This is a genomic window from Thermaerobacillus caldiproteolyticus (assembly GCF_013761245.1).
In the GTDB taxonomy this organism is placed as follows: Bacteria; Bacillota; Bacilli; order Bacillales; family Anoxybacillaceae; genus Thermaerobacillus; species Thermaerobacillus caldiproteolyticus.
In genome coordinates this window covers 389,224-410,551 of record NZ_JACDUT010000001.1, presented here as the reverse complement: position 1 = coordinate 410,551, position 21,328 = coordinate 389,224, and the positions used below count along the sequence as shown (strand labels likewise).

General features: G+C 42.7%; 16 protein-coding genes and 1 other annotated feature. Of the genes, 12 read left to right on the top strand and 4 right to left on the bottom strand.

The features are described from left to right. The first annotated feature begins 4 nt into the window (after positions 1–4). The 3 genes from hemL (at position 5) to ysxE (ending at position 3,574) form a co-directional block, all read left to right on the top strand. Positions 5–1,300, top strand: coding sequence for a glutamate-1-semialdehyde 2,1-aminomutase (hemL, locus tag HNR31_RS02130; RefSeq protein WP_181554597.1), 1,296 nt, complete (start codon positions 5–7; stop codon positions 1,298–1,300). A 151-nt stretch (positions 1,301–1,451) separates the two neighbouring features. Beyond that, complete coding sequence (gene spoVID, locus HNR31_RS02125; RefSeq protein ID WP_181554596.1) at positions 1,452–2,489, top strand: stage VI sporulation protein D; 1,038 nt, start codon at positions 1,452–1,454, stop codon at positions 2,487–2,489. Between the two features lie 56 nt (positions 2,490–2,545). Further along, entirely contained in the window at positions 2,546–3,574 is a 1,029-nt protein-coding gene (ysxE, locus tag HNR31_RS02120) for a spore coat protein YsxE (protein ID WP_181554595.1), read from the top strand. 1 nt (position 3,575) lies between these two features. Here ysxE and HNR31_RS02115 read toward each other — a convergent pair whose 3' ends face one another. Beyond that, on the bottom strand, positions 3,576–3,764 hold the full coding sequence (locus HNR31_RS02115) for a hypothetical protein (protein WP_181554594.1): 189 nt from the start codon (positions 3,762–3,764) through the stop codon (positions 3,576–3,578). Positions 3,765–3,926: 162 nt separating this feature from the next. Beyond that, positions 3,927–4,174: a binding site (T-box leader), on the top strand. A gap of 44 nt (positions 4,175–4,218) precedes the next feature. Between HNR31_RS02115 and HNR31_RS02110 the strand changes: the two genes are divergently transcribed. The 3 genes from HNR31_RS02110 to HNR31_RS02100 all read left to right on the top strand — a co-directional run bounded on the left by HNR31_RS02110 (position 4,219) and on the right by HNR31_RS02100 (position 11,155). Next, a complete protein-coding gene (locus HNR31_RS02110; protein ID WP_181554593.1) occupies positions 4,219–6,861 on the top strand; it encodes a valine--tRNA ligase in 2,643 nt (880 codons plus the stop codon). Between the two features lie 86 nt (positions 6,862–6,947). Next, positions 6,948–8,243 (top strand): bifunctional folylpolyglutamate synthase/dihydrofolate synthase, encoded by a 1,296-nt coding sequence (locus HNR31_RS02105; RefSeq protein WP_181554591.1) that lies wholly within the window; start codon positions 6,948–6,950, stop codon positions 8,241–8,243. A gap of 68 nt (positions 8,244–8,311) precedes the next feature. Continuing rightward, complete coding sequence (locus tag HNR31_RS02100) at positions 8,312–11,155, top strand: VWA domain-containing protein (protein WP_308806340.1); 2,844 nt, start codon at positions 8,312–8,314, stop codon at positions 11,153–11,155. 32 nt (positions 11,156–11,187) lie between these two features. Here the strand turns inward: HNR31_RS02100 and HNR31_RS02095 are convergent, their stop codons facing one another. Genes HNR31_RS02095 through HNR31_RS02085 form a run of 3 tightly spaced genes read right to left on the bottom strand, consistent with a single transcriptional unit; the run spans position 11,188 to position 13,961 of the window. After that, positions 11,188–12,789: a hypothetical protein gene (locus HNR31_RS02095; protein ID WP_181554590.1), complete on the bottom strand. Its 1,602-nt coding sequence runs from the start codon at positions 12,787–12,789 to the stop codon at positions 11,188–11,190. A 13-nt stretch (positions 12,790–12,802) separates the two neighbouring features. Further along, positions 12,803–13,369: a PilW family protein gene (locus tag HNR31_RS02090; protein WP_181554589.1), complete on the bottom strand. Its 567-nt coding sequence runs from the start codon at positions 13,367–13,369 to the stop codon at positions 12,803–12,805. After that, positions 13,353–13,961: a type IV pilus modification PilV family protein gene (locus HNR31_RS02085; RefSeq protein ID WP_181554588.1), complete on the bottom strand. Its 609-nt coding sequence runs from the start codon at positions 13,959–13,961 to the stop codon at positions 13,353–13,355. Before HNR31_RS02085 ends, HNR31_RS02090 begins: the two co-directional genes overlap by 17 nt. Positions 13,962–14,075: 114 nt before the next feature. On the opposite strand from HNR31_RS02085, the gene HNR31_RS02080 reads away from it, so the two are divergent. From HNR31_RS02080 to HNR31_RS02055, 6 genes are read left to right on the top strand one after another with little or no spacing between them, the layout of a single operon-like run. Beyond that, positions 14,076–15,158 (top strand): hypothetical protein, encoded by a 1,083-nt coding sequence (locus HNR31_RS02080; RefSeq protein WP_181554587.1) that lies wholly within the window; start codon positions 14,076–14,078, stop codon positions 15,156–15,158. Between the two features lie 20 nt (positions 15,159–15,178). Next, positions 15,179–16,009: a PRC-barrel domain-containing protein gene (locus HNR31_RS02075; RefSeq protein ID WP_181554585.1), complete on the top strand. Its 831-nt coding sequence runs from the start codon at positions 15,179–15,181 to the stop codon at positions 16,007–16,009. A 19-nt stretch (positions 16,010–16,028) separates the two neighbouring features. Beyond that, positions 16,029–17,321, top strand: a complete 1,293-nt coding sequence (locus tag HNR31_RS19065) for a G5 domain-containing protein (protein ID WP_181554584.1) — start codon at positions 16,029–16,031, stop codon at positions 17,319–17,321. Between the two features lie 8 nt (positions 17,322–17,329). Continuing rightward, on the top strand, positions 17,330–18,997 hold the full coding sequence (locus tag HNR31_RS02065; RefSeq protein ID WP_181554583.1) for a GspE/PulE family protein: 1,668 nt from the start codon (positions 17,330–17,332) through the stop codon (positions 18,995–18,997). An 11-nt stretch (positions 18,998–19,008) separates the two neighbouring features. Further along, on the top strand, positions 19,009–20,052 hold the full coding sequence (locus HNR31_RS02060) for a type IV pilus twitching motility protein PilT (protein ID WP_181554581.1): 1,044 nt from the start codon (positions 19,009–19,011) through the stop codon (positions 20,050–20,052). A 1-nt stretch (position 20,053) separates the two neighbouring features. Beyond that, a complete protein-coding gene (locus HNR31_RS02055) occupies positions 20,054–21,265 on the top strand; it encodes a type II secretion system F family protein (protein ID WP_181554580.1) in 1,212 nt (403 codons plus the stop codon). Positions 21,266–21,328: the final 63 nt, after the last annotated feature.

Here is a 21,328-nt window from a genome sequence, read left to right as displayed (position 1 = left end):
GAACATGCGAAGCTACGAACGTTCAAAAGAGGCGTATCAGGAAGCTGTTCAATTGTTGCCGGGCGGCGTAAATAGCCCTGTCCGGGCGTTTAAATCGGTCAACATGACGCCGATCTTTATGGAGCGCGGCCAAGGTTCGAAAATTTATGATGTTGACGGAAACGAATATATTGACTATGTGTTGTCATGGGGGCCGCTGATTTTAGGACATGCGAACCCTCGTGTCGTTGAAGCGTTAAAAAAAGTAGCAGAAAACGGAACGAGCTTTGGTGCACCGACGCTAATCGAAAATGAGTTAGCGAAGCTTGTCATTGAACGCGTGCCGTCGATTGAAATTGTCCGAATGGTGAACTCGGGAACGGAGGCGACAATGAGCGCGCTTCGATTAGCGCGCGGCTATACAGGGCGCAATAAAATTGTAAAATTTGAAGGCTGTTATCATGGTCATGGCGATTCGTTGTTAATTAAAGCAGGTTCAGGAGTGGCCACTCTTGGTTTACCTGACAGTCCGGGGGTTCCGGAATCGGTAGCTCAAAACACGATTACTGTTCCTTACAACGACCTTGAAAGCGTCAAATATGCGTTTGAGCGATTTGGCGAAGATATTGCCGCAGTCATTGTCGAACCAGTCGCTGGGAACATGGGGGTCGTTCCACCAGAGCCGGGCTTTTTGCAAGGATTACGAGACGTGACGAAACAATACGGAGCGCTCTTAATTTTTGATGAAGTGATGACAGGATTTCGTGTGGATTACCATTGTGCGCAAGGATATTTCGGCATTGAACCAGATCTGACGTGCCTTGGAAAAGTCATTGGTGGCGGTCTTCCTGTTGGAGCCTACGGCGGTAAAGCCGAAATTATGGAACGAGTCGCCCCAAGCGGACCAATTTATCAAGCAGGGACATTATCCGGCAATCCGTTAGCGATGACGGCCGGATATGAAACGTTAATTCAACTCACTCCGGAGACGTATGAGCAATTTAAGAAAAAAGCAGATCGTCTGGAGGAAGGCTTGAGACAAGCGGCGACAAAATACGAAATTCCTCATACTATTAATCGCGCTGGCTCGATGATTGGCTTTTTCTTTACAAACGAAAAAGTTGTAAACTATGAAAAGGCGAAAACATCCGATTTAGAGATGTTTGCCGCGTATTATCGCGAAATGGCGGAACAAGGCATTTTCCTTCCACCTTCGCAATTTGAGGGAATGTTCTTATCAACGGAACATACGGATGAAGATATTGAAAAAACAATTGTTGCAGCGGAAAGAGCGTTTGCTAAACTAAGAGGAGCGCAATAGGTTCAATAAGGCACGATAGAAAGATAGTGTAGGGCTGTCCCATTATTTTTGGGGCAGCCCCATTTTTTATTCATATCTCCCGACCGTCACTCATACAATTGATAATGTCATAGAAATTTGCGGGCGAAAGACATGGAAGGAGGAGTTGCGGTTGGACCAATCATATTTGCGTTTTTCCCTCGAGGAATCGATCTGGTTTAAAAAGGGACAGGAAGTCTCTGAATTGATTTCGATTGCTCTTGATCCAGTGATTTCAGTTGATGAATATGAGCATTATATTACAATTCGCGGAGCGTTAGAATTAAGCGGAGAATATCGAATGACTGAGGAAGAAGAAAGCGACTCAGAACTGTTCGATTTTAGCGCACATCGCTTTGTACAACGTGTAACGACGCGTGAGGATGGGATTAGTGAATTATTTCATCGTTTTCCTGTCGATATTACCATTCCGAAAAATCGCATTCAAAATTTAGAGGATGTCTATGTTACAGTCGAATCATTTGATTACGACTTAGGTGAAAATGGTCAGCTCGTATTGACAGCTGATATTTCGATTAGCGGCATTGGCGAAGAGACGCGCAACGAGTCCATACAATACGAGGAAGAGGAAGAAGAGCCATTGTTTGAACCGTTTGAGGTGGTAGCACGTAAAGAAGCTTACGAGGAAGAGACGGAGCAGTTTGAAGAACGTGAAGTATATGACGAAAGCCTAGAAGAAGAGAAAAATGAAGAGGCTTCTCCGATCAGTGCAGCTCAAACTGAGCTTGTACAGAAAGAGAGCGAGGTGCTGAATCGAAACGAGGATAAAGAACAGCTTGCGACAATTGCTGAGGAGATTGACACCGTTCAAGAGAAGGAAGAAACAAAAGTATCGATCGGAGCAATTAAGCAAATAGAAAATAGAGATGAAAACGAGGAAGAGTCGGCTGATAAAAAAGTGAAGGAGTATTCAAAATCAAAAAATGAAAACGCCCTTTATTTAACGAAATTATTTGAGAAGGGACAAGGAGAGGATTTTTCAAGAGTCAAAATTTGTATCGTTCAGCAAGGGGATTCATTGGACAAGATCGCTGAGCGCTATGATGTCACTGTGCAACATCTGCTTCGTGCCAATCATCTCGATTACGGAACGGATATTCATGAAGGACAACTGTTATATATCCCGGTGCCGGCGGGCAGCCGCGCATAACGGTGAGTGAAGAATGCTTCCTCACTTCTTTTTATGTGGAGAAGGGGGGCTTTTTGTTGAATCGTGAACTTCTTGAATTATATCGCCCCATTTTGCAACAGTACGGTCTACAAGCACATCGGATAGATCATGTTGGAAAAGTGAAAAAAGTCTATACGAACGTCGGCGTATTTGCGCTGAAAGAAATAAAGCATGATAGGCAGATACAAACCGTTCAGCAAGCCTATTCTCTCTATACAAAACAATCAGTTCCTCTCTATTTGTCAAGACAAGGAACTCCGTTTGTTTTTTATCAAGGGCAATACTATTACTTAATGCCGTGGATCACTCAAGGAACAAACCCAGAGAGAGGAGAGCGGATACGCTCCTTTTTTCGAGATCTTGCTTACCTGCATCGACAATCACTAAAAGAAGTCGATGTAAAAGAAGAGGAAATTACCCATTATTATGAAGCACGGAAAAGCGAGTGGGAAAAGCAGCGGACCTTTTTACAATCATATGTCGAACAATGTGAACATGAATGGTATATGTCTCCGTTTCAATTACAGGTTTGTACGTATTTTCATGAAACGATGCAAGCGTATTGGTTTGCCGAAACACAGTTAGAAAAATGGTACGAGAAAATAAAAGAAACAAAAAAGTGGAGAATGGTCTTTATTCATGGGAATGCTTTATTATCACATTACGTACACGATGAAAAAGGAAATCGGTATTTCCTTAGTTGGGAGCGCGCCTGTTGGGCATCGCCACTTGCCGATTTATTTACATCTTTATATCATCATGTCCGAACGTCTCATCCGATCGGTGACGAGTGGATAGATGGGGTTGTAGAATATGAGCAACAATTATCCATTCTTGATGAGGAGCAAGCCTTTTTTTTCAGTCATTTAGCTCAGCCGGATAGCATGTATCGTTTTGTTTCCCAATATGCCACCGAGCGGCAAAAAGAAAGAAGCGAGCGCGACTATGTTTCCCGATTACACCGACGATATTGGGCAATGAAAAATATCGAATATATCGTTATGCGTCTTATACAAATAAAAGAAGCCAAACAAGCGGAAGAACAATCGGAAGTTTCTTTGTAATTTAAATCCATTCAAGATGCAAGGCCACGGCAATGAGTACAAAAATCGCTAATAAAATAACGTCAATTGGCGTCGGAAAAAAAATGGTGCGAATCCCTTGGAAAATCGTAATCGGAATAATGACTTGTACGCAAACGATACGAACTTGACGAAGCCACGGAGGCCACGAAAACCGGTTAAAATTCTTCATCCATCATCTCTCCTAACAGTGTGCTACTAATACATTATGAAATAATGAGGATAATGTGATTTTTTTGTCACCAAAAAGCGAAATGAGAATAAATAAATAAAAACTTGGAAAAGATGATTGACGATGAATTTGGTTTTTCGGTAGTATAATAAACAGAAACGTGAAAAAGCGAAGATAGGGAAGAGTACAACGAATAACGCCTTCAGAGAGAGAAATCAGTAGCTGCGAGATTTCTTAGGTCGGTTATCGTTGGAAGGTCGCCCTTGAGCTGCTTCTTTGAACGGCATTGCTTAGTAGAAGAAGCCGGTTACAGCCGTTATTGCGATGAAGTGCTTAAGCAAGAGGAAAAGTGTGCCTACTTGCTTAAGAAAAAAGGTGGTACCGCGAAAGTTACTCCTTTCGTCCTTTTCGGATGAAGGGAGTTTTTTATTTTTACGATAGGAGGGAAAACAAGATGGAGACAAAAGAGATTACAATGTCGACAAAGTACGACCATAAAGCTGTCGAAACAAACCGCTATCAATGGTGGTTGGAAGGCAAATTTTTTGAAGCAACAGGTGACAGCGATAAACAGCCGTTTACTATTGTCATTCCACCGCCAAACGTCACAGGAAAATTGCATTTAGGTCATGCGTGGGATACAACGTTGCAAGATATTATTACGCGCATGAAACGGATGCAAGGCTATGACGTTCTATGGCTTCCAGGAATGGACCATGCCGGTATTGCGACGCAAGCAAAAGTAGAAGAAAAGCTTCGTCACCAAGGGCTTTCCCGCCATGATTTAGGACGTGAAAAATTTGTTGAAGAAACGTGGAAATGGAAAGAAGAATACGCCGGTCACATTCGTGAGCAATGGGCGAAATTAGGGCTTGGATTAGATTATACGCGCGAACGTTTTACGTTGGACGAAGGGCTGTCCAAAGCGGTTCGCGAAGTATTTGTATCGTTGTACAAAAAAGGCTTAATTTACCGCGGCGAATACATTATTAACTGGGACCCGGTAACAAAAACAGCGCTGTCAGATATTGAGGTCATCTATAAAGATGTACAAGGTGCGCTTTATCATATGCGTTATCCGCTCGCTGACGGCTCTGGCTACATTGAGGTAGCGACAACACGTCCAGAAACGATGCTCGGTGATACAGCGGTAGCTGTGCATCCAGAAGATGAGCGCTATAAGCACTTAATCGGCAAAACGGTGATTTTACCGATTACTGGTCGTGAAATTCCAATCATCGGCGACGAGTATGTCGATATGGAATTCGGTTCCGGAGCAGTGAAAATTACGCCAGCGCATGACCCGAACGACTTTGAAATCGGGAACCGTCATAACTTACCACGCATTCTCGTTATGAACGAAGACGGTACGATGAACGAAAATGCGATGCAATATCAAGGACTTGATCGTTTTGAATGCCGTAAGCAAATCGTCAAAGACCTTCAAGAACAAGGAGTTCTTTTCAAAATTGAAGAACATATGCATTCTGTTGGTCACAGTGAGCGAAGCGGTGCCGTTGTTGAGCCGTATCTTTCTACACAATGGTTCGTGAAAATGAAACCGTTAGCGGAAGCGGCGATTGAGCTACAAAAAACAGACGGAAAAATCAACTTCGTGCCAGAACGTTTTGAGAAAACGTATTTACACTGGCTAGAAAACATTCGCGATTGGTGTATTTCTCGTCAGCTATGGTGGGGACACCGCATTCCGGCTTGGTATCATAAAGAAACTGGAGAAATTTATGTGGACCATGAGCCGCCTGCGGATATCGAAAATTGGGAACAAGACCCAGACGTATTGGATACATGGTTTAGCTCCGCATTATGGCCATTTTCAACAATGGGCTGGCCGAATACGGAATCTGAGGACTACAAACGTTATTATCCAACCGATGTACTCGTAACAGGATACGATATCATTTTCTTCTGGGTATCGCGAATGATTTTCCAAGGTCTTGAGTTTACAGGAACACGCCCATTTAAAGATGTATTAATCCACGGATTAGTACGCGATGCGCAAGGACGGAAGATGAGCAAATCGCTCGGCAACGGTGTCGACCCGATGGATGTGATCGACCAATACGGCGCTGACTCGCTTCGCTATTTCTTGGCAACTGGAAGCTCACCTGGTCAAGATTTGCGCTTCAGCACAGAAAAAGTAGAAGCAACATGGAATTTTGCGAACAAAATTTGGAACGCTTCCCGCTTTGCGTTGATGAACATGGGCGGTCTAACATATGATGAAATTGATTTAACAGGCGAAAAATCGGTTGCGGATAAATGGATTTTAACGCGTCTCAACGAAACGATTGAAACGGTAACGAAGCTGGCGGAAAAATATGAATTTGGCGAAGTTGGTCGAGCGCTTTACAACTTCATTTGGGATGACTTATGCGATTGGTATATTGAAATGGCGAAGTTGCCGTTATACGGTGATGACGAAGCAGCGAAGAAAACGACTCGCTCTGTTCTGGCGTATGTGCTTGACAATACAATGCGTCTATTACATCCATTTATGCCGTTCATTACCGAGGAAATTTGGCAGCATTTGCCGCATGAAGGCAAATCCATTACGGTAGCGAAATGGCCAGAAGTTCGTCCGGAATTAACGGACAACGAAGCGGCAGAGGAAATGCGCCTGCTCGTGGACATCATTCGTTCTGTGCGCAATATTCGTGCAGAAGTGAATACGCCATTAAGTAAGCCGATTACGCTGCATATTAAAGCGAAAGATGCGAGCATTGAAGCAACGCTGAAGAAAAACCGTGCTTATCTCGAACGATTCTGCAACCCGAGCGAATTAGTCATTGGCACTGATATTCCGGCGACGGAAAAAGCGATGACCGCAGTGGTAACTGGCGCTGAATTAAGCTTACCGCTTGAAGGATTAATTAACATTGAAGAAGAAATCAAGCGTCTCGAAAAAGAACTTGAAAAGCTTGATAAAGAGGTCGAGCGCGTTCAAAAGAAACTCAGCAACGAAGGATTTCTTGCGAAAGCACCGGCTCACGTTGTCGAGGAAGAACGAAAAAAAGAAAAAGATTATCTTGAAAAACGTGAGGCAGTCCGTGCGCGCATTGCCGAATTAAAAAAATAGACAATCGTCTTATTCGTCATTTATCATGAAGACGAATCCGCTTTCTTGGATTCGTCTTTTTACTACGTTGACAGGGGAGATGTGAAATGGTTCACACATATAAAGAGGCCATCGATTGGATTCACGATCGGTTACCGTTAGGAATCAAACCGGGATTAAAACGGATGGAATGGTTTATGGAGCAACTAGGACATCCAGAGCGCCGCGTGAAGGCGGTTCACATTGCCGGAACGAACGGCAAGGGATCAACCGTTTGCTATTTGCGCCATATTTTGCAAGAGGCGGGTTATTCCGTCGGCACGTTCACATCACCATATGTGGAACAATTCAATGAACGGATCAGCGTGAACGGCAAGCCGATTCGCGATGAAGAGATTGTCGAACTTGTGCAAATCATCAAGCCGCTTGCTGAAGAACTTGAAAAGACAGAGCTTGGTGCGCCGACCGAATTTGAAGTCATTACTGCGATGATGTTTTACTATTTTGGGAAAATGAATATTCAAGACATGGTCATCATCGAAACAGGTCTCGGCGGCCGTTTTGATTCGACAAATGTCGTGTATCCAATCCTTTCGATCATTACAAACATCGGCTATGACCATATGAACATTTTAGGAGATACGCTTGAGAGCATCGCTTTTGAAAAAGCCGGAATTGTTAAATCAGGTGTTCCCGTCATTACTGGTATTGAGCAATCGGAAGCATTGCAAGTTGTTTCGGAAAAAGCAAACTCTCTCAAAGCAAAAACGTATGTCATTGGAAGAGATTTTATCCTCACCAATCACTCAGCAACAGAAACAGGGGAACGCTTTTCGGTTGAAACACCATTTGCACTATACCGTGATATAACGACAACAATGTTCGGGACTCATCAAGTAAAAAATGCCGCGCTCGCAGTCATGGCAGCCGATTATTTGCGGACGTATTATTCATTTATCATTGAGGAAGAACACATTCGTGATGGAGTGGGAAAAGCCAAATGGATCGGCCGTTTTGAATCATTGTCCGATAATCCGCTTATCATCATTGACGGTGCGCATAACGAAGCGGGCATTCGTAGTGTTATTGACACGGTACAAACGCACTATCCTGACAAAGATGTTCACGTATTGTTTGCGGCCTTATCCGATAAGCCGCTTGAAAAGATGGTTCAACCGCTTGCTGATATCGCTGAGACGATCACATTTACTTCTTTTCCTTTTCCAAGAGCAGCAACCGCTGAACAATTAGCTGCCTTATGCGAACATAAGGCAAAAGCGTGTGAAGATAATTGGCAGCGATGGATAAAAGAGAAACAGATCAACTATAAGGATACCGACCTCTTTTTAGTAACAGGTTCGCTCTATTTTATTTCTGAAGTGAGAAAATTCTTAAAAAAATAATATTTATGTAGGAACAATTGTTGGTATAATGAAAGAAAAATAGTACTTTTGAAGGGGGGGAGGAGTGAGTGATACAGAGAAAAAACGCTTTCATGTTCTTTGGTTTCGTCATTATTCTCTTTAGTTTGTTTTTTAGCAATGGAAATACGGTTTTAGGAAGTAGTTCGGATAACGCTTCCTTAGTCTTTGATGTAACACCTTCACAAAATGAATACGCTAAGCCGGCAAATGAAGACGCTCAAGGAAGGTTAGACGTGACGTTAACCCCCCAAGGAAAAATTACCAGCATTGTCCGTCCGCCTATTGATGTTGTCTTTGTTTTTGACGTGTCAGGATCGATGGATGAATTAGGAACAAATCCGATGAAATTTCAAAGTGCCAAACAAGCGCTCAGCTCAGCCGTAGACTATTTCAAGGCCAATGCGAATTCTAGTGACCGATTTGCCCTTGTTCCTTTTTCTAGTGATGTTCAATACAATAAAGTCGTTCCGTTCCCTAGTGGAACGTATGATGTCAAACAGCATTTAGATAAGATTTTACAAACGGCTAATAGCCTCGTTGCAAATGGTGGAACTAACTACAAGCAAGCTTTGCAGCAAGCTCAATCGTTTTTCAACGATCCGACCCGCAAAAAATATATTATCTTTTTAACGGATGGGGTGCCAACGGTTTCTAAAGCGAAAGAGCCGGTTACGTATGAAGTTTGTGAAGGAATATGGCCGTGGAAAAAATGCAAACAAGTAACAGAAGATTTAGATGTCGAATATGTACTATACTCTGATGGAAGAACAGCGGATCGAACTATTTATTATCCAAGTGGTAAGCAAACAGCCACATACCGTAGTTATACAACTTACAAAAATTTCGAAGAAATAATCCGTACTCATGGAATTAATGTGGCAAAAGATCTTGGAATGAATAATATTACGCTTTATTCCATTGGCTTTGGTGACAATAAAGACGTCGATATGGATTATTTAGAGAAGCTATCATCGACAACAGGCGGGCAAGCGAAGCAAGGAACAGCTCAAAACTTAACGGAGATTTTCCAACAATTTTCGAAACTAGCAACCGACCCGGTATTAAGCGGAACGGTAAAAATTCCGTTAAAAGCGTTTAACGGAAAAGTACAGATTGTGGAAAATGAAAACGTTTGGCTTGACGATGCGAAAGAAAATGCATATATAACCTTTAACATCAGTTATAAAGTCGGGCAGCCGGCACCGCCACCCGTTAATATTTCGATTCCGGTCTTATTTAAAGAAAAAGGAACATATACATTTAATTTGGAACTAACGTATCGTGATGTGTATGGAGTGCTGCAGCCAGCAAAGACAAAATCGGTGACGGTAGTCGTGAAAGATGAAGTTCCCCCTTCATTTACAGGCAATGTTCGTTTACAAGGAATTTCAAGAAATGTTAGTGACTTAATCAAATACGGAAACAATAACAGCGACTCCAATCGGTTTACCGCCCAATATTCATTAACCGCCGTTGGATATGTGGGAAGCGGTGTGACGGGTAACTTGAGCAATATTAAAATTATTCAGCCTCTTCCTGAAGGAATTACCGTTGTTCCTTCACCCAATGTGAATGTTTATAGCAATAATGATGTAACGTATGCCGAAATCGATTTTCCGAACACCAATATTGATTATACAAAATTAAATAGCGCCAATCTTACAGCTAGTTTAACGTTGCAAGCGAACTGGGCGATGGAAGGGGTGCAATTGCCAATCGCAACTGTTTCGTTTACAGATAGTAAATATGGTGCGCGTACTTCAACATTGCCGGTAGCCCCGCAATTCATCAGCATGAAAGTGCGGCTATTAGAATTTCCTGACATTTATTATGAAGGAGATAGTCGCGGGCTTGTTTCAAAGTGGCAATCGTTAGCTGCATCTACTAATTTGCTTGCGACGACAAAACATCCGAACGACTATGGTCTGTTGATGTTACCAATCAAATCGATGGAATTTAAGCCAAATAGCAGTGACCTTGTCATCATCGTTACGTACAAAAATGATGAAATCGTTGAATTAAACCTAGCCCCTCGATTGAAAATTTTTAAAGAGAACGGTCAAGAAGTGGCGAGTGGCTCCGTTGTCACAGAACCGACAAAAGTGCGTGTAGTCGGCTTAGTGGCAGGAGAAGGGGTATCGTATGAATATCGAGTGGAAAATGCCAAACAAGATGCAAGTTGGAAACCGTTAAATGATCCTTATGAAATACCGATTACCTTCGATGGATATTCTGTTATTTCCGTCAAATCAAAAGGCGGTTTTACAAAAGGAGACGGCATTGCCACTGTATCTTTAACCTATAAAAAATTGATTAGCCAATTACAATTAGGAACGTATCAATCAACGATGAATGTGGGAGCCACCCAAACGATTCCGGTAACGATTGTACCGAATGACGCAACGGACCAATCACTTCAATGGACTTCAAGCGATCCGAACGTAGCAACGGTCAACGAAGGCCAAGTGGTTGCTGTTCATCCAGGTGTAGTCGATATTACTGTTAAAGCGCAAGACGGCAGCAATGTCACAGCTACAGCGAGAATAACGGTTATCGATCCAGTAATCCCGCTTGAAGCAATTCAATTCAAACAGCCGATTTTGTATGTTACAGTAGGAGAGCAAATAGAAATTAACTCAAAAATCACATTTATCCCAAGCAACGCGACAAACCAAAAAATTAAGTCTGTTCAATCTAGCGCTCCGGAATATGTTGAAGTGCGTTCGCAGAATGGAAAATGGTATATTGTTGCCAAAGATATCGGATATGCGACGATTACCGCAGTCGCTGACGAAAAAAACCCGCTCGGTCAGGACATTGATGATTCGATGATGGTCATCGTTCAAGAAAAAACATCTTCGGACGGTGAAAATGGAAAGAATAGATGGTAATAAAACGACATAGGGCACACCCTATGTCGTTTTTATTTCACTGTGAGCTTATCAACGATGACATCTAGTTTTTTTACAAATGGAAGTCCTAAGCCACGGTCGATAAACACAGATTTATCATGGCGAATGACAAAACGAGCTTGTTCTTTTTTGTCTAACGATGAAGGAGGAGTGAATGAAATCGTGCCATTTTGTTTTGTCGCTGAACCGCGATATGTGTTAATAACAAGACCGGATGTATCCGCATCCGTAACTGTTTCGTTTTCGTTTCCGCGGGCAAACAATCCACCTTTAATATTAATGTAAGACCCTACTGTGTAAAGAACGGCGTTGCTATCTGTATAAAAATATCCTTTGAGATTTGATTTATCAAATGAAAAAGAGTTATTAAACTCATTGATACGAGCGATTTCTAGAGGTCCTTTTGATAACAAAACAACTTGTTTGTCGTCCCAACCAGAAATGTTCGCGTTGTAAATAAACGTACGATTAAGAACGTAAATGGTTGAATCAAGTTGTACATTTCCGCTAATGGTTAGATTGCCAAAAACGAGAATATTTCCTCGCACTTTCACTGGTTTGTTTACGCTATTTCCTAAAAATAAATCACCGTTCACAACAAGCCATTTGTCTTTTAAGTTAATCTCTCCACTATCAATAAAAAATGATGGAAGCTCATTGGACTCAAGAAGGATGGATTGATTTGATGTTTCTGATAAGCCACTTTTAAGAGAATGGGCATTATCGAAAATAGTAAATTGTTTTTTAAACTCATTGAGTAGTTGCTCGCTACTTTTATCAATGTTTGCTTCATACTGTTGACTAAACGTTTCAATCCCTGCCGCATTCAGAAGTTTGTCTTTGAATGTCCAATCAAAATCGACATCGATAAATTCGTCTTGCTCTTTTTGTACGGAAGGTCCTTGAGATTGAAAATGGACATCGTTTGAATAGTTCGATAAAACACGTTCAAAGCGATTGTTCCTAATATCGTAGCAAGAATCTGCCCCATTCTTGTTGTCACAAGAGTAATGGCTACCGTTCACAAACAATATACTCGTTTCACTTGTTGTTGGAAACGAGGTTTGTTCGATATATTTTTGTGAGTTGTCAATGTAATTAGCAACATTTGTGACATAAAAATCCTTTCCTGCATAAATATTTCCGTCAATATATGCTCCGCCATTTAATGTAACATCCTCGTTTGAGCCGATAGCGTATTTTAAAAAGCTTGGTGTATTGGTTAAAATGACTTGCCGCGAGACGGTTTTTGCACCGGATGATTTCGAAATGATGTAGACGCGTGTAAATAGCTTTGTACGGTTGATTTGCTTATCATTCGTTATATCTTGAATCGTTACTTTATATTTTTCTTGTAAGGCTGGGAGAAATGTGGCCAAGTCCGCATCGAGCTGGAGGGGAGTTGACAGCTCTAGCTTCTCTATTTCAACTTTCATTTCCGCAATCGTTTCTTCAATCGCTTGCGTCGCTTCATGAAGCGATTCGACGTCCTGCACGCGCACTTCAGTGAATTTTGCCTGATAAATGGAGGCGGATAAAATAGTCAAGCCGAGAATGAAAAAAATCGTGATAATCAGCAAGGTGACTACTAAACTATATCCTTTATCATTCATGAGTCCACTTCCTTTAAAATCCGAATTCCGTTTTTAATGTAAATGGTTTTATATACAGGAAGTCACTTGGTGTTTCATGGTCACGGTCTTGGACGGTGAGCATGAACGTGACAATCCCGCTTTGACAAACGCTGCCTTCTTGTCTAACGCAGCTGTACGAAAGTTTCGATTGATTAGAAAGAATTTTTAAGTGATCTGAGTTTAATTTTTCATCGTTAATGAATACCGCATCGTTTTGTAATTCAATAGACAATGTTTCAGTAGCTGTCTCTTTTTCTTCGACAAGTCCAACAGATGGGTTAATGACTTTTTGTTTGTTTTTGATAAACTGAATTCGTTCATTCGTCGTTCCTTCCATATCAATCCCATCCGGCGAAAATTGATAAAGCCTATTCATGATTGTTGCGACCACATAATCCGCCTCGCTGCGCAGCTGATTTTCAATGCCGATTCGCTTATACGCATTTATGCCGCTTAGAAACACGCCGTAGATCGAAGCGAGTATGAAAGAAGAAATAGTAATCGCCGCTAATAGTTCGACGAGCGAGATTCCTTTCTCGTTATTAACGAATTGTTTCATTTGCGATCACACCTTCCAGCCATTCCGCGTCCTCCTCTTTATCTCCCCAGCGGACGATAACATAGATTTTAAGCAAGTAGTTTTGTAAGTTTGGATCTGTATTTTTGATACTTTCTCCTTTGATTTTTTGTTTCAGAGATGATGGAAATTCCGGCGGGGGAGAATTCTGTAATTTATTCCATGTTTCGGTATCGTTATAAGGAACGAGGAATAAGTGAACGCGCTTTTCGTCGTAGGTAACATTATTAATGGTCGGCCGAAGGAGCGCCTCGCAAACTTGTTGGTTCTCAAACAATGATGAGCTGCAGTGGGAGGCGTCAATCCGCGCAAACGGTTCGTCTGTGTTATGTATTTGTTCGTCGACATATTGCTTCAATGCTGTAAAATCGCGGTGTTCCATATATGCTAATATACCGCGGGCGATGTTGATGGCGACTGTTTTCCCTTGGTTGTATGTCGTGTATTTCATCGCGTTCGTAAAAAAGGAAAACATTCCTATTGCAACAGCGGACAAAATAACAATAGACGCTAATATTTCGATCAATGTAAATCCGGTTGAAGCATGGAGTGCAAAAAATTTCTTCCGCTCCATTTCGCATACCCTTCTTTCAAAATAGATAACTTTATTATACAATATGTTAGAGTCAAGTATTGTTTTATTTTTAGGAAATTTGTCTGATATTGTGTCGGGAAACGGGGTGAAACATTGAAACCGGTTTTATTTACGCTTGTTGCTCTTATGACTGTCATTCCTTTTTTATTCATGTTGCCCCTTGGGCTGAGCCGGCGTGGGAAAATCGTTGCACTTGTGGTTTCGTTATTGTTATCACTACTTGCAGTGATGGCGAAATCAGTTTTTCCACTTTGGCAGCTTGGACTGCTTTTATTGCTGCTCGCAATGGCAATGACGTATTTGCTCGATCGTCAACTTGGCCATGTTCTTTACGCGGCTGCGAAGGAAGAAGAGGACGAAGATGACTATGATCCTTTTTTATTTCATGTACAAAACGAAACGAACGCAGCAGCTGAAGAGCAGGAAGTTGTTCCCAGACATGATGATGTCATTTTACCGACTGAGTCAATGGTCCCGGTTGAAGAGCAGCCATCGATCGAGCCGTTAGAAAAAGAAGAAATTTTAAAAGAGCCTCTTCTATCTAACGATGAGACGAATGCAGAATTACTAGAAAATGATGATGACATTCAATTTCTTGAACATCGTTTTGAGTTGTTGGATGACATCGTCAAAGATGAAACAAAGCAGGAGAAACATGATTCATTTGCTGGAGAGGAGCCGTTTTTTGTTGAAGCAGAAGCGGCATCTTTATTGGAAGTAGACGAAATCGAGGATAAAGCTTTTCCAGAACAGGAAATGATGGAGCCATTACCGAACGATGAATGGCTTTCTGAATGGCATCCTGTCGACGAGCAGGCGGAAGAGGCAATGGCCGTTGAAGCGCTTCCCGACATCGAGATTGTTCAACATACCGCTGCTGGTAATAAGTCACCACTTCAAAAGCAACTGTTACATACGGTCATTACTGAGCTTCAGTTGAGCCGAAAGCATCTTGAAAAGGCGGAGTATGAACGCTGTATCCATCAATGTCTCCACCCTCATTTACCTGATGATGATTATTATGCGTTTGCGCGTTTGTTAATCGAGCATTATCTTTTAGAAAAAGATCATGACAAACTTGCTTTATGGCTTGCTCATTTGCAAGAAAAGTTCGCTCATTATCCGATTCTATTAAAAGAAATCCAGTTTCTTCATCATACATTGATGAAATCATAACAGACAGGTGTGGTGAAAGTATGAAAAATAGTGCGCAAATTGTAGGACTTCCGATTATTAGTATTTCTGACGGAGTGCAAATTGGAAAAGTGAACACATTAGTCATTAACCCGGAAAAAGGTTCGATTGACTTTTTAACCATTGAACAAGAAGATGCTCAATTAAGTTTAAAAGCGATTCCTTTTAAAAAAGTTGTCGGAATCGGTGAATTTGCTGTAACGGTCGAAAGTGAAAACGCTGTGATAGACTTAGCTGAAATCCCGATTGCCAATCAATTGGTCAACAAACAAATTCGTATTAAAAATACAAAAGCGATGACAAGAAAAGGGCAGTTGCTTGGCGAAGTGACCGAGTTTTTTGTGGATGAGGAAACAGGAGAAATTATAGGAATTGAGTTACATACGAATGGACGCCAAGTTGTGTTATCATCTGAATTTGTGCTGACATATGGAAAAGATATTCTCATTGTCAATGAAAATGCTTCTTCATCTTTGCTCGATGAAGCAAGTGCGCTCACTCAAAAAGAAGACGAACAAGAGGATGATATTCCGGAAAAAGGGCCGGAAAAAGGGAAAGAGGAGACAGCGGTTTCTGTCGATATCGAACATCGCGAGCGGCTTTCGGACATGGCAACCATCGAAGAAGAAGCGGAAGACGACGAAGCATTGCAAGCTTTGCGAAAAAAGCAAATTGAACTATTGCAAGGAAAACGAGTGACAAAAGATATTCTTGACCAAAATGGCAATGTGTTGATTGAAGCAGGGACAATTTTAACAGTGGAACATATTACAAAAGCACAAGAGGAAGGGCCGAGCGTCATTGTCGATGTATCGATGAACGTTGAGGCGTAGGCAAAGGGGGCTTTTGCTTGTGAGGCAAGCAGCTGCGGTAAGATTGTTCGTTGTCATTATCATTTGCACCGTCTATCTTATTAGTTTCTCACAAATCGGCGCCTTTGCTTATCAATCATTTTTCGAGGAGCCGAACCGCTTTGCTGAAGGAACAATGATTGGCACCGTTTCTGTATCAAAGCAATCAAACGACGAAGCAGTTCATGTTGTTCAAGAAAAGGTGAACCAATGGAAAGAGTCAGCAGCCATACAATTAATCTATCAGGAAAACAAAGAGACGATTCCTGCACAACTGTTTACCTTTCAAGTCGAACGAAGCGTCAAACAAGCCGTTAATGGGCAGCGCTCGTTGCTCATTGTTCAATTGGATGAACCGACGCTCATAAAACGTCTCAAAGAAATGCTTCCCCCATCAATATTCTCTTCTATTAATCTCGAAAAATTAAAACAAGATATGACAGCAATGGCTGCCAACTTGGTGGGGAAACAGTCGATTGATTTAGCCAACTACGTTGTCAGTCAGCCGACAGAACAACCAATTAGTGCGGCGACAATAGAAAATTTAGGGGAAAGCCGCGCGGAGATCATCGCATGGGTATCGAATCATCCAACGATTGAACTGAAAGGGAAAAGTGTTTTTTCGCTATCGGCTTATTTCCGCCAAACAAATGAACCGCTTTCTTCCGAAGCAATGAGCCTTATTGCTTCGGCTGTGTACGAAGCGGTTTTACCGACGAATTTTACGGTACTTGAGCGTCATACGAGCCGTGAGTTGCCGGATGGCATCCGACTCGGCTATGAAGCAAGTGTAGACCAAGACAAGCGCGATTTTTGCTTTTACAATCCGAACACAAGTACCTATACATTGCAGTTGAAGGCCGTTAATAACGGCTTCAGCGTCACGCTAACGGGACTTCCATTGATTCATAAATATGTAGTGAGCGTTGACGGAATTGAATACTTTTCTCCAAAAACGATTGTGCAATATAGTTCGCTGTTACAGCCAAATGAACGGCGGGTAAAACAAGAGGGCAAACAAGGCATGCTTGCAAAAGTAAAAAAAGAAATCTATGACGGAAACCATCATCTGCTCAAAACGGAAGTAGTGGCGGAAGATTTTTATCCGCCGGTGCCTGCTATTGAGGTTCGCGGATTAAAGCTTGGGATTGATACATCAAATAACGCAACAACTCCGACCTCTGGCACAAACGAGGAACAGCCTCCATCAGAACAAAACAGCCAACAAAGTGAGACCGAGACTACCACAGCGGTACCGCCAACACCTTCCAATCTTGATCAGTACGAAAAGTAGGGATGATCATGATGAAAAAACAAGAACGAAAGCGATTGGGTGATTTATTAGTCGAGGCTGGACTGATTACAGAAGAGCAGCTGCAAGAGGCGTTACGAGAAAAAGCTCCCGGACAAAAGCTGGGAGATGCGCTCTTGCAGCGCGGGTATATTACGGAACAACAATTAATTGAAGTGCTGGAATTCCAATTAGGAATTCCGCATGTCAGTCTATATCGTTATCCGATTGACCCGAAATTGACGAATCTTGTTCCAAAAGAATTTGCCAAGCGTCATATGGTCATGCCGTTAAAAGCGGAAGGGGATCGCTTGCTTGTCGCGATGGCGGATCCGATGGATTTTTTTGTGATCGACGATTTACGTCTTTCGACAGGGTTTCATATTGAAACTGCCATCGCTTCGAAAGATGATATTTTGCGAGCGATTAATAAATATTATGACATCGACGAGTCGATGGAAGATTTTTTACGCATGACTCCGACGCCCGAGACGGTGGAAGAAGAACGAGTGACCGAAGAAGATTCACCGATTGTTCGACTTGTCAACCAAATTTTACAATTGGCAGTCGAGCAACGGGCGAGCGATATTCATATTGATCCGCAAGAAACGAAAGTGTTGGTTCGTTATCGCATTGACGGCGTGTTGCGCACAGACCGCGCGCTGCCCAAGCATATGCAAAGTGTATTAACAGCGAGAATTAAAATTTTAGCAAATATGGATATAACTGAACATCGCATTCCGCAAGATGGTCGGATTAAAATGAATATAGACTTCCATCCAGTTGATTTGCGTGTTTCGACGTTGCCGACGGTATACGGGGAAAAAATTGTGATGCGTGTCCTTGATTTAGGAGCGGCGCTTAATGATATTCACAAATTGGGATTTAATAAATTAAATTTGCAGCGATTTATTGAACTCATTGAAAAGCCAACGGGAATTGTATTAATTACCGGACCAACTGGCTCTGGAAAATCGTCGACACTGTATGCCGCGTTAAACCGTTTAAATAGCGAAGAAGTGAATATTATTACAATTGAAGACCCGGTCGAGTATCAACTAGAGGGAGTTAACCAGATTCAAGTCAATCCGAACGTCGGGTTAACGTTTGCGCAAGGGTTGCGCTCGATTTTGCGCCAAGATCCGAACATCATTATGGTCGGGGAAATTCGCGACCGGGAAACGGCGGAAGTGGCAATTCGCGCGTCTCTGACAGGGCATTTAGTATTAAGCACGCTACATACGAATGATGCATTAAGCACGATTACGCGCCTCATAGATATGGGAATCGAGCCGTTTCTTGTTGCAACGTCATTAACGGGGGTTGTTTCGCAGCGGCTTGTTCGCCGCGTCTGCCGCGATTGTCAACAAGAACAAGAACCGACGAAACGAGAAATCGAAATTTTCGCCCGGCGCGGTATGAAAATCGAAAAATTAGTTCGCGGGCGCGGTTGCCCAACATGCAATATGACAGGCTATAAAGGGAGAATTGCTCTTCACGAATTGCTTGTGATGACGGACGAAATGCGGCGCGTCATTTTAAATCACGAACCGTTTTCGAAGTTGCGTGAGTTAGCGATCAAAAATAAAATGATCTTTTTAATTGATGATGGATTATTAAAGGTAAAGCAAGGGATTACGACATTAGAAGAAGTGCTGAAAGTGGCGATTTTAAGCTAAAGGTGAGGGCCATGAAACAAAGATTAGACCAGCTTTTACGCGCAGCATTTGAACACAAAGCTTCCGACGTCCATGTAACGGTTGGCGTACCGCCGATTATGCGTATTAACGGCGAACTCAAAAAATACGGTCAAGATGCATTACGGCCGGAAGATACGGAAGCGATGGCAAGATCGGTTATGCCTGATAGGTTGTGGAAGGAATTTCAAGAAAAAGGGGAGCATGACTTTTCATACGGCATTCCCGGTGTGTCCCGTTTCCGCATAAACGTGTATAAGCAGCGTTCCTGTATTTCGCTCGCCATTCGCGTTGTGCCGACAATGATCCCGACGATTGAAGAGCTGCGCCTGCCAGAAGTGTTAAAGAGGATTGCCGAAAAGCCACAAGGACTTGTGCTTGTGACAGGTCCGACGGGAAGCGGGAAATCGACAACTCTTGCGGCGATGATCGACTATATGAACAAAACGATGCGCAAACATATTATTACGCTTGAAGATCCGATTGAATATTTGCATAAACACGGCCAATGCATTATTGACCAACGCGAGGTCGGCTTTGATACGAACAATTTTGCCAACGGTTTGCGCGCCGCGTTACGGCAAGACCCGGATGTCATTTTAGTTGGAGAAATGCGCGATTTGGAGACGATTCATACAGCGATTACGGCGGCGGAAACAGGGCATCTTGTTCTTGGAACGTTGCACACGGCAAGCGCCCCAGCGACGATTGACCGGATTATCGACGTGTTTCCGCCCGCCCAACAATCGCAAATTCGTATTCAATTAGCGTCGGTGTTAGTGGCGATTATTTCGCAACGTCTGTTTCCGAACGCGCAAAAAACAGGGCGGGTCGCAGCCACAGAAATTTTGTTGAATAACGCGGCGGTGGCGAACTTAATTCGAAACGAAAAAATTCACCAAATTATCAATGTCATGCAAACGAGCCGCGCACTTGGGATGCATACGTTAACAACAAGCATTAAAGAGCTAGTACAAGCCGGGCTTATTGCGAAAGAAGCCGCTATGCCTTATCTCACTCAGGAGCGGGTGGACTGATATGCCGCAATTTAAATACGAAGGCCGCAATATAAAAGGGCGAAGACAAACAGGAACGGTCACAAGCACATCGAAGCGGGAAGCGATTCTCAAATTGCGGCAAAAAGGTATTAAAGTGCTCGACATTCATGAGGTGCCAGAGACGCTGCTAAACAAAGAAATTACGTTTGGCAACACCGTAAAATTACAAGATTTCGTCATTTATTTGCGCCAGTTTGCGACATTGTTAAAGGCCGGCGTGTCCGTTGTCGATTCAACGCGCATTTTAGCGAGTCAGACGGAAAGCAAGGCGCTCAAAAAAGCGCTTTTCGATGTCGAAGAAGAGTTGCGTGCGGGAAATCCATTATCCGCCGCAAGCGCCAAACATCCGCGCGTGTTTCCCCCGATGTTCGTCAACATGATGAAAGCTGGGGAAGCGGCGGGAAACATGGATGAAACGCTCGAAAGACTAGCCGATCATTTTGAAAAAATTCATCGCACACGGCAAAAGATCGTCTCTGCACTTGCCTATCCAATCGCTGTCGCCATCATTACCATAGCTGTCGTCATCTTCTTGCTCATTGGCGTCGTTCCGACCTTTGTACAAATGTTTGCTGACTTTCATGCGGAATTGCCGGCGATCACGAAATTCGTTCTCCGAGCAAGCGAGATCATGCAACGATATTGGTGGCTTGTTGTAATCATGCTTGTCGGAACGTATGCCCTATTTTCGATTATGAAAAAGCAAAAACAAACGAAATATTACATCGACTATATGATGTTGCGCATTCCGATTTTCGGGAAATTGCTGCAAAAGGCGGTGCTGGCGCGGATGACGAGAACATTAAGCTCGTTATTTTCAAGCTCCGTGCCGATTTTACAGGCGCTGTCGATCGTCGAAAACGTCGTCGAAAACGAAGTTATCGCCAAGGTGATGAAACAAGCGCGCGATGCACTCGAGCACGGACAATCGCTCACCGAACCGATGAAACGTCATTGGGCGTTTCCGCCGCTTGTCACGCAAATGATTGCAATCGGAGAAGAAACGGGATCGCTTGATGCGATGCTTGCCAAAGTCGCCGACTTTTACGAAGCGGAAGTCGAAACGGGCACCGATCGCCTTAAGTCGCTCATCGAACCGTTCATGATCGTTCTTTTGGCCGGTGTTGTTGGAACGATCGTGACGTCTATCATCGTTCCAATGTATGATATTTTTAATCATATTCAGCAATGATATTAAGAATTTATTTTCAAAAAAATGAAAAATATTGTAAAATAATAGATAAAAAGACTTATA

Excerpts from the sequence above, each read along its gene's own strand:
- HNR31_RS02065 (WP_181554583.1), top strand. The coding sequence starts at position 17,330 with ATGATGAAAAAACAAGAACGAAAGCGATTGGGTGATTTATTAGTCGAG.
- HNR31_RS02105 (WP_181554591.1), top strand. The coding sequence starts at position 6,948 with ATGGTTCACACATATAAAGAGGCCATCGATTGGATTCACGATCGGTTA.
- HNR31_RS02085 (WP_181554588.1), bottom strand. The coding sequence starts at position 13,961 with ATGGAGCGGAAGAAATTTTTTGCACTCCATGCTTCAACCGGATTTACA.
- HNR31_RS02095 (WP_181554590.1), bottom strand. The coding sequence starts at position 12,789 with ATGAATGATAAAGGATATAGTTTAGTAGTCACCTTGCTGATTATCACG.
- HNR31_RS02055 (WP_181554580.1), top strand. The coding sequence starts at position 20,054 with ATGCCGCAATTTAAATACGAAGGCCGCAATATAAAAGGGCGAAGACAA.
- HNR31_RS02060 (WP_181554581.1), top strand. The coding sequence starts at position 19,009 with ATGAAACAAAGATTAGACCAGCTTTTACGCGCAGCATTTGAACACAAA.
- HNR31_RS02075 (WP_181554585.1), top strand. The coding sequence starts at position 15,179 with ATGAAAAATAGTGCGCAAATTGTAGGACTTCCGATTATTAGTATTTCT.
- HNR31_RS02115 (WP_181554594.1), bottom strand. The coding sequence starts at position 3,764 with ATGAAGAATTTTAACCGGTTTTCGTGGCCTCCGTGGCTTCGTCAAGTT.
- HNR31_RS02110 (WP_181554593.1), top strand. The coding sequence starts at position 4,219 with ATGGAGACAAAAGAGATTACAATGTCGACAAAGTACGACCATAAAGCT.
- HNR31_RS02090 (WP_181554589.1), bottom strand. The coding sequence starts at position 13,369 with ATGAAACAATTCGTTAATAACGAGAAAGGAATCTCGCTCGTCGAACTA.
- hemL (WP_181554597.1), top strand. The coding sequence starts at position 5 with ATGCGAAGCTACGAACGTTCAAAAGAGGCGTATCAGGAAGCTGTTCAA.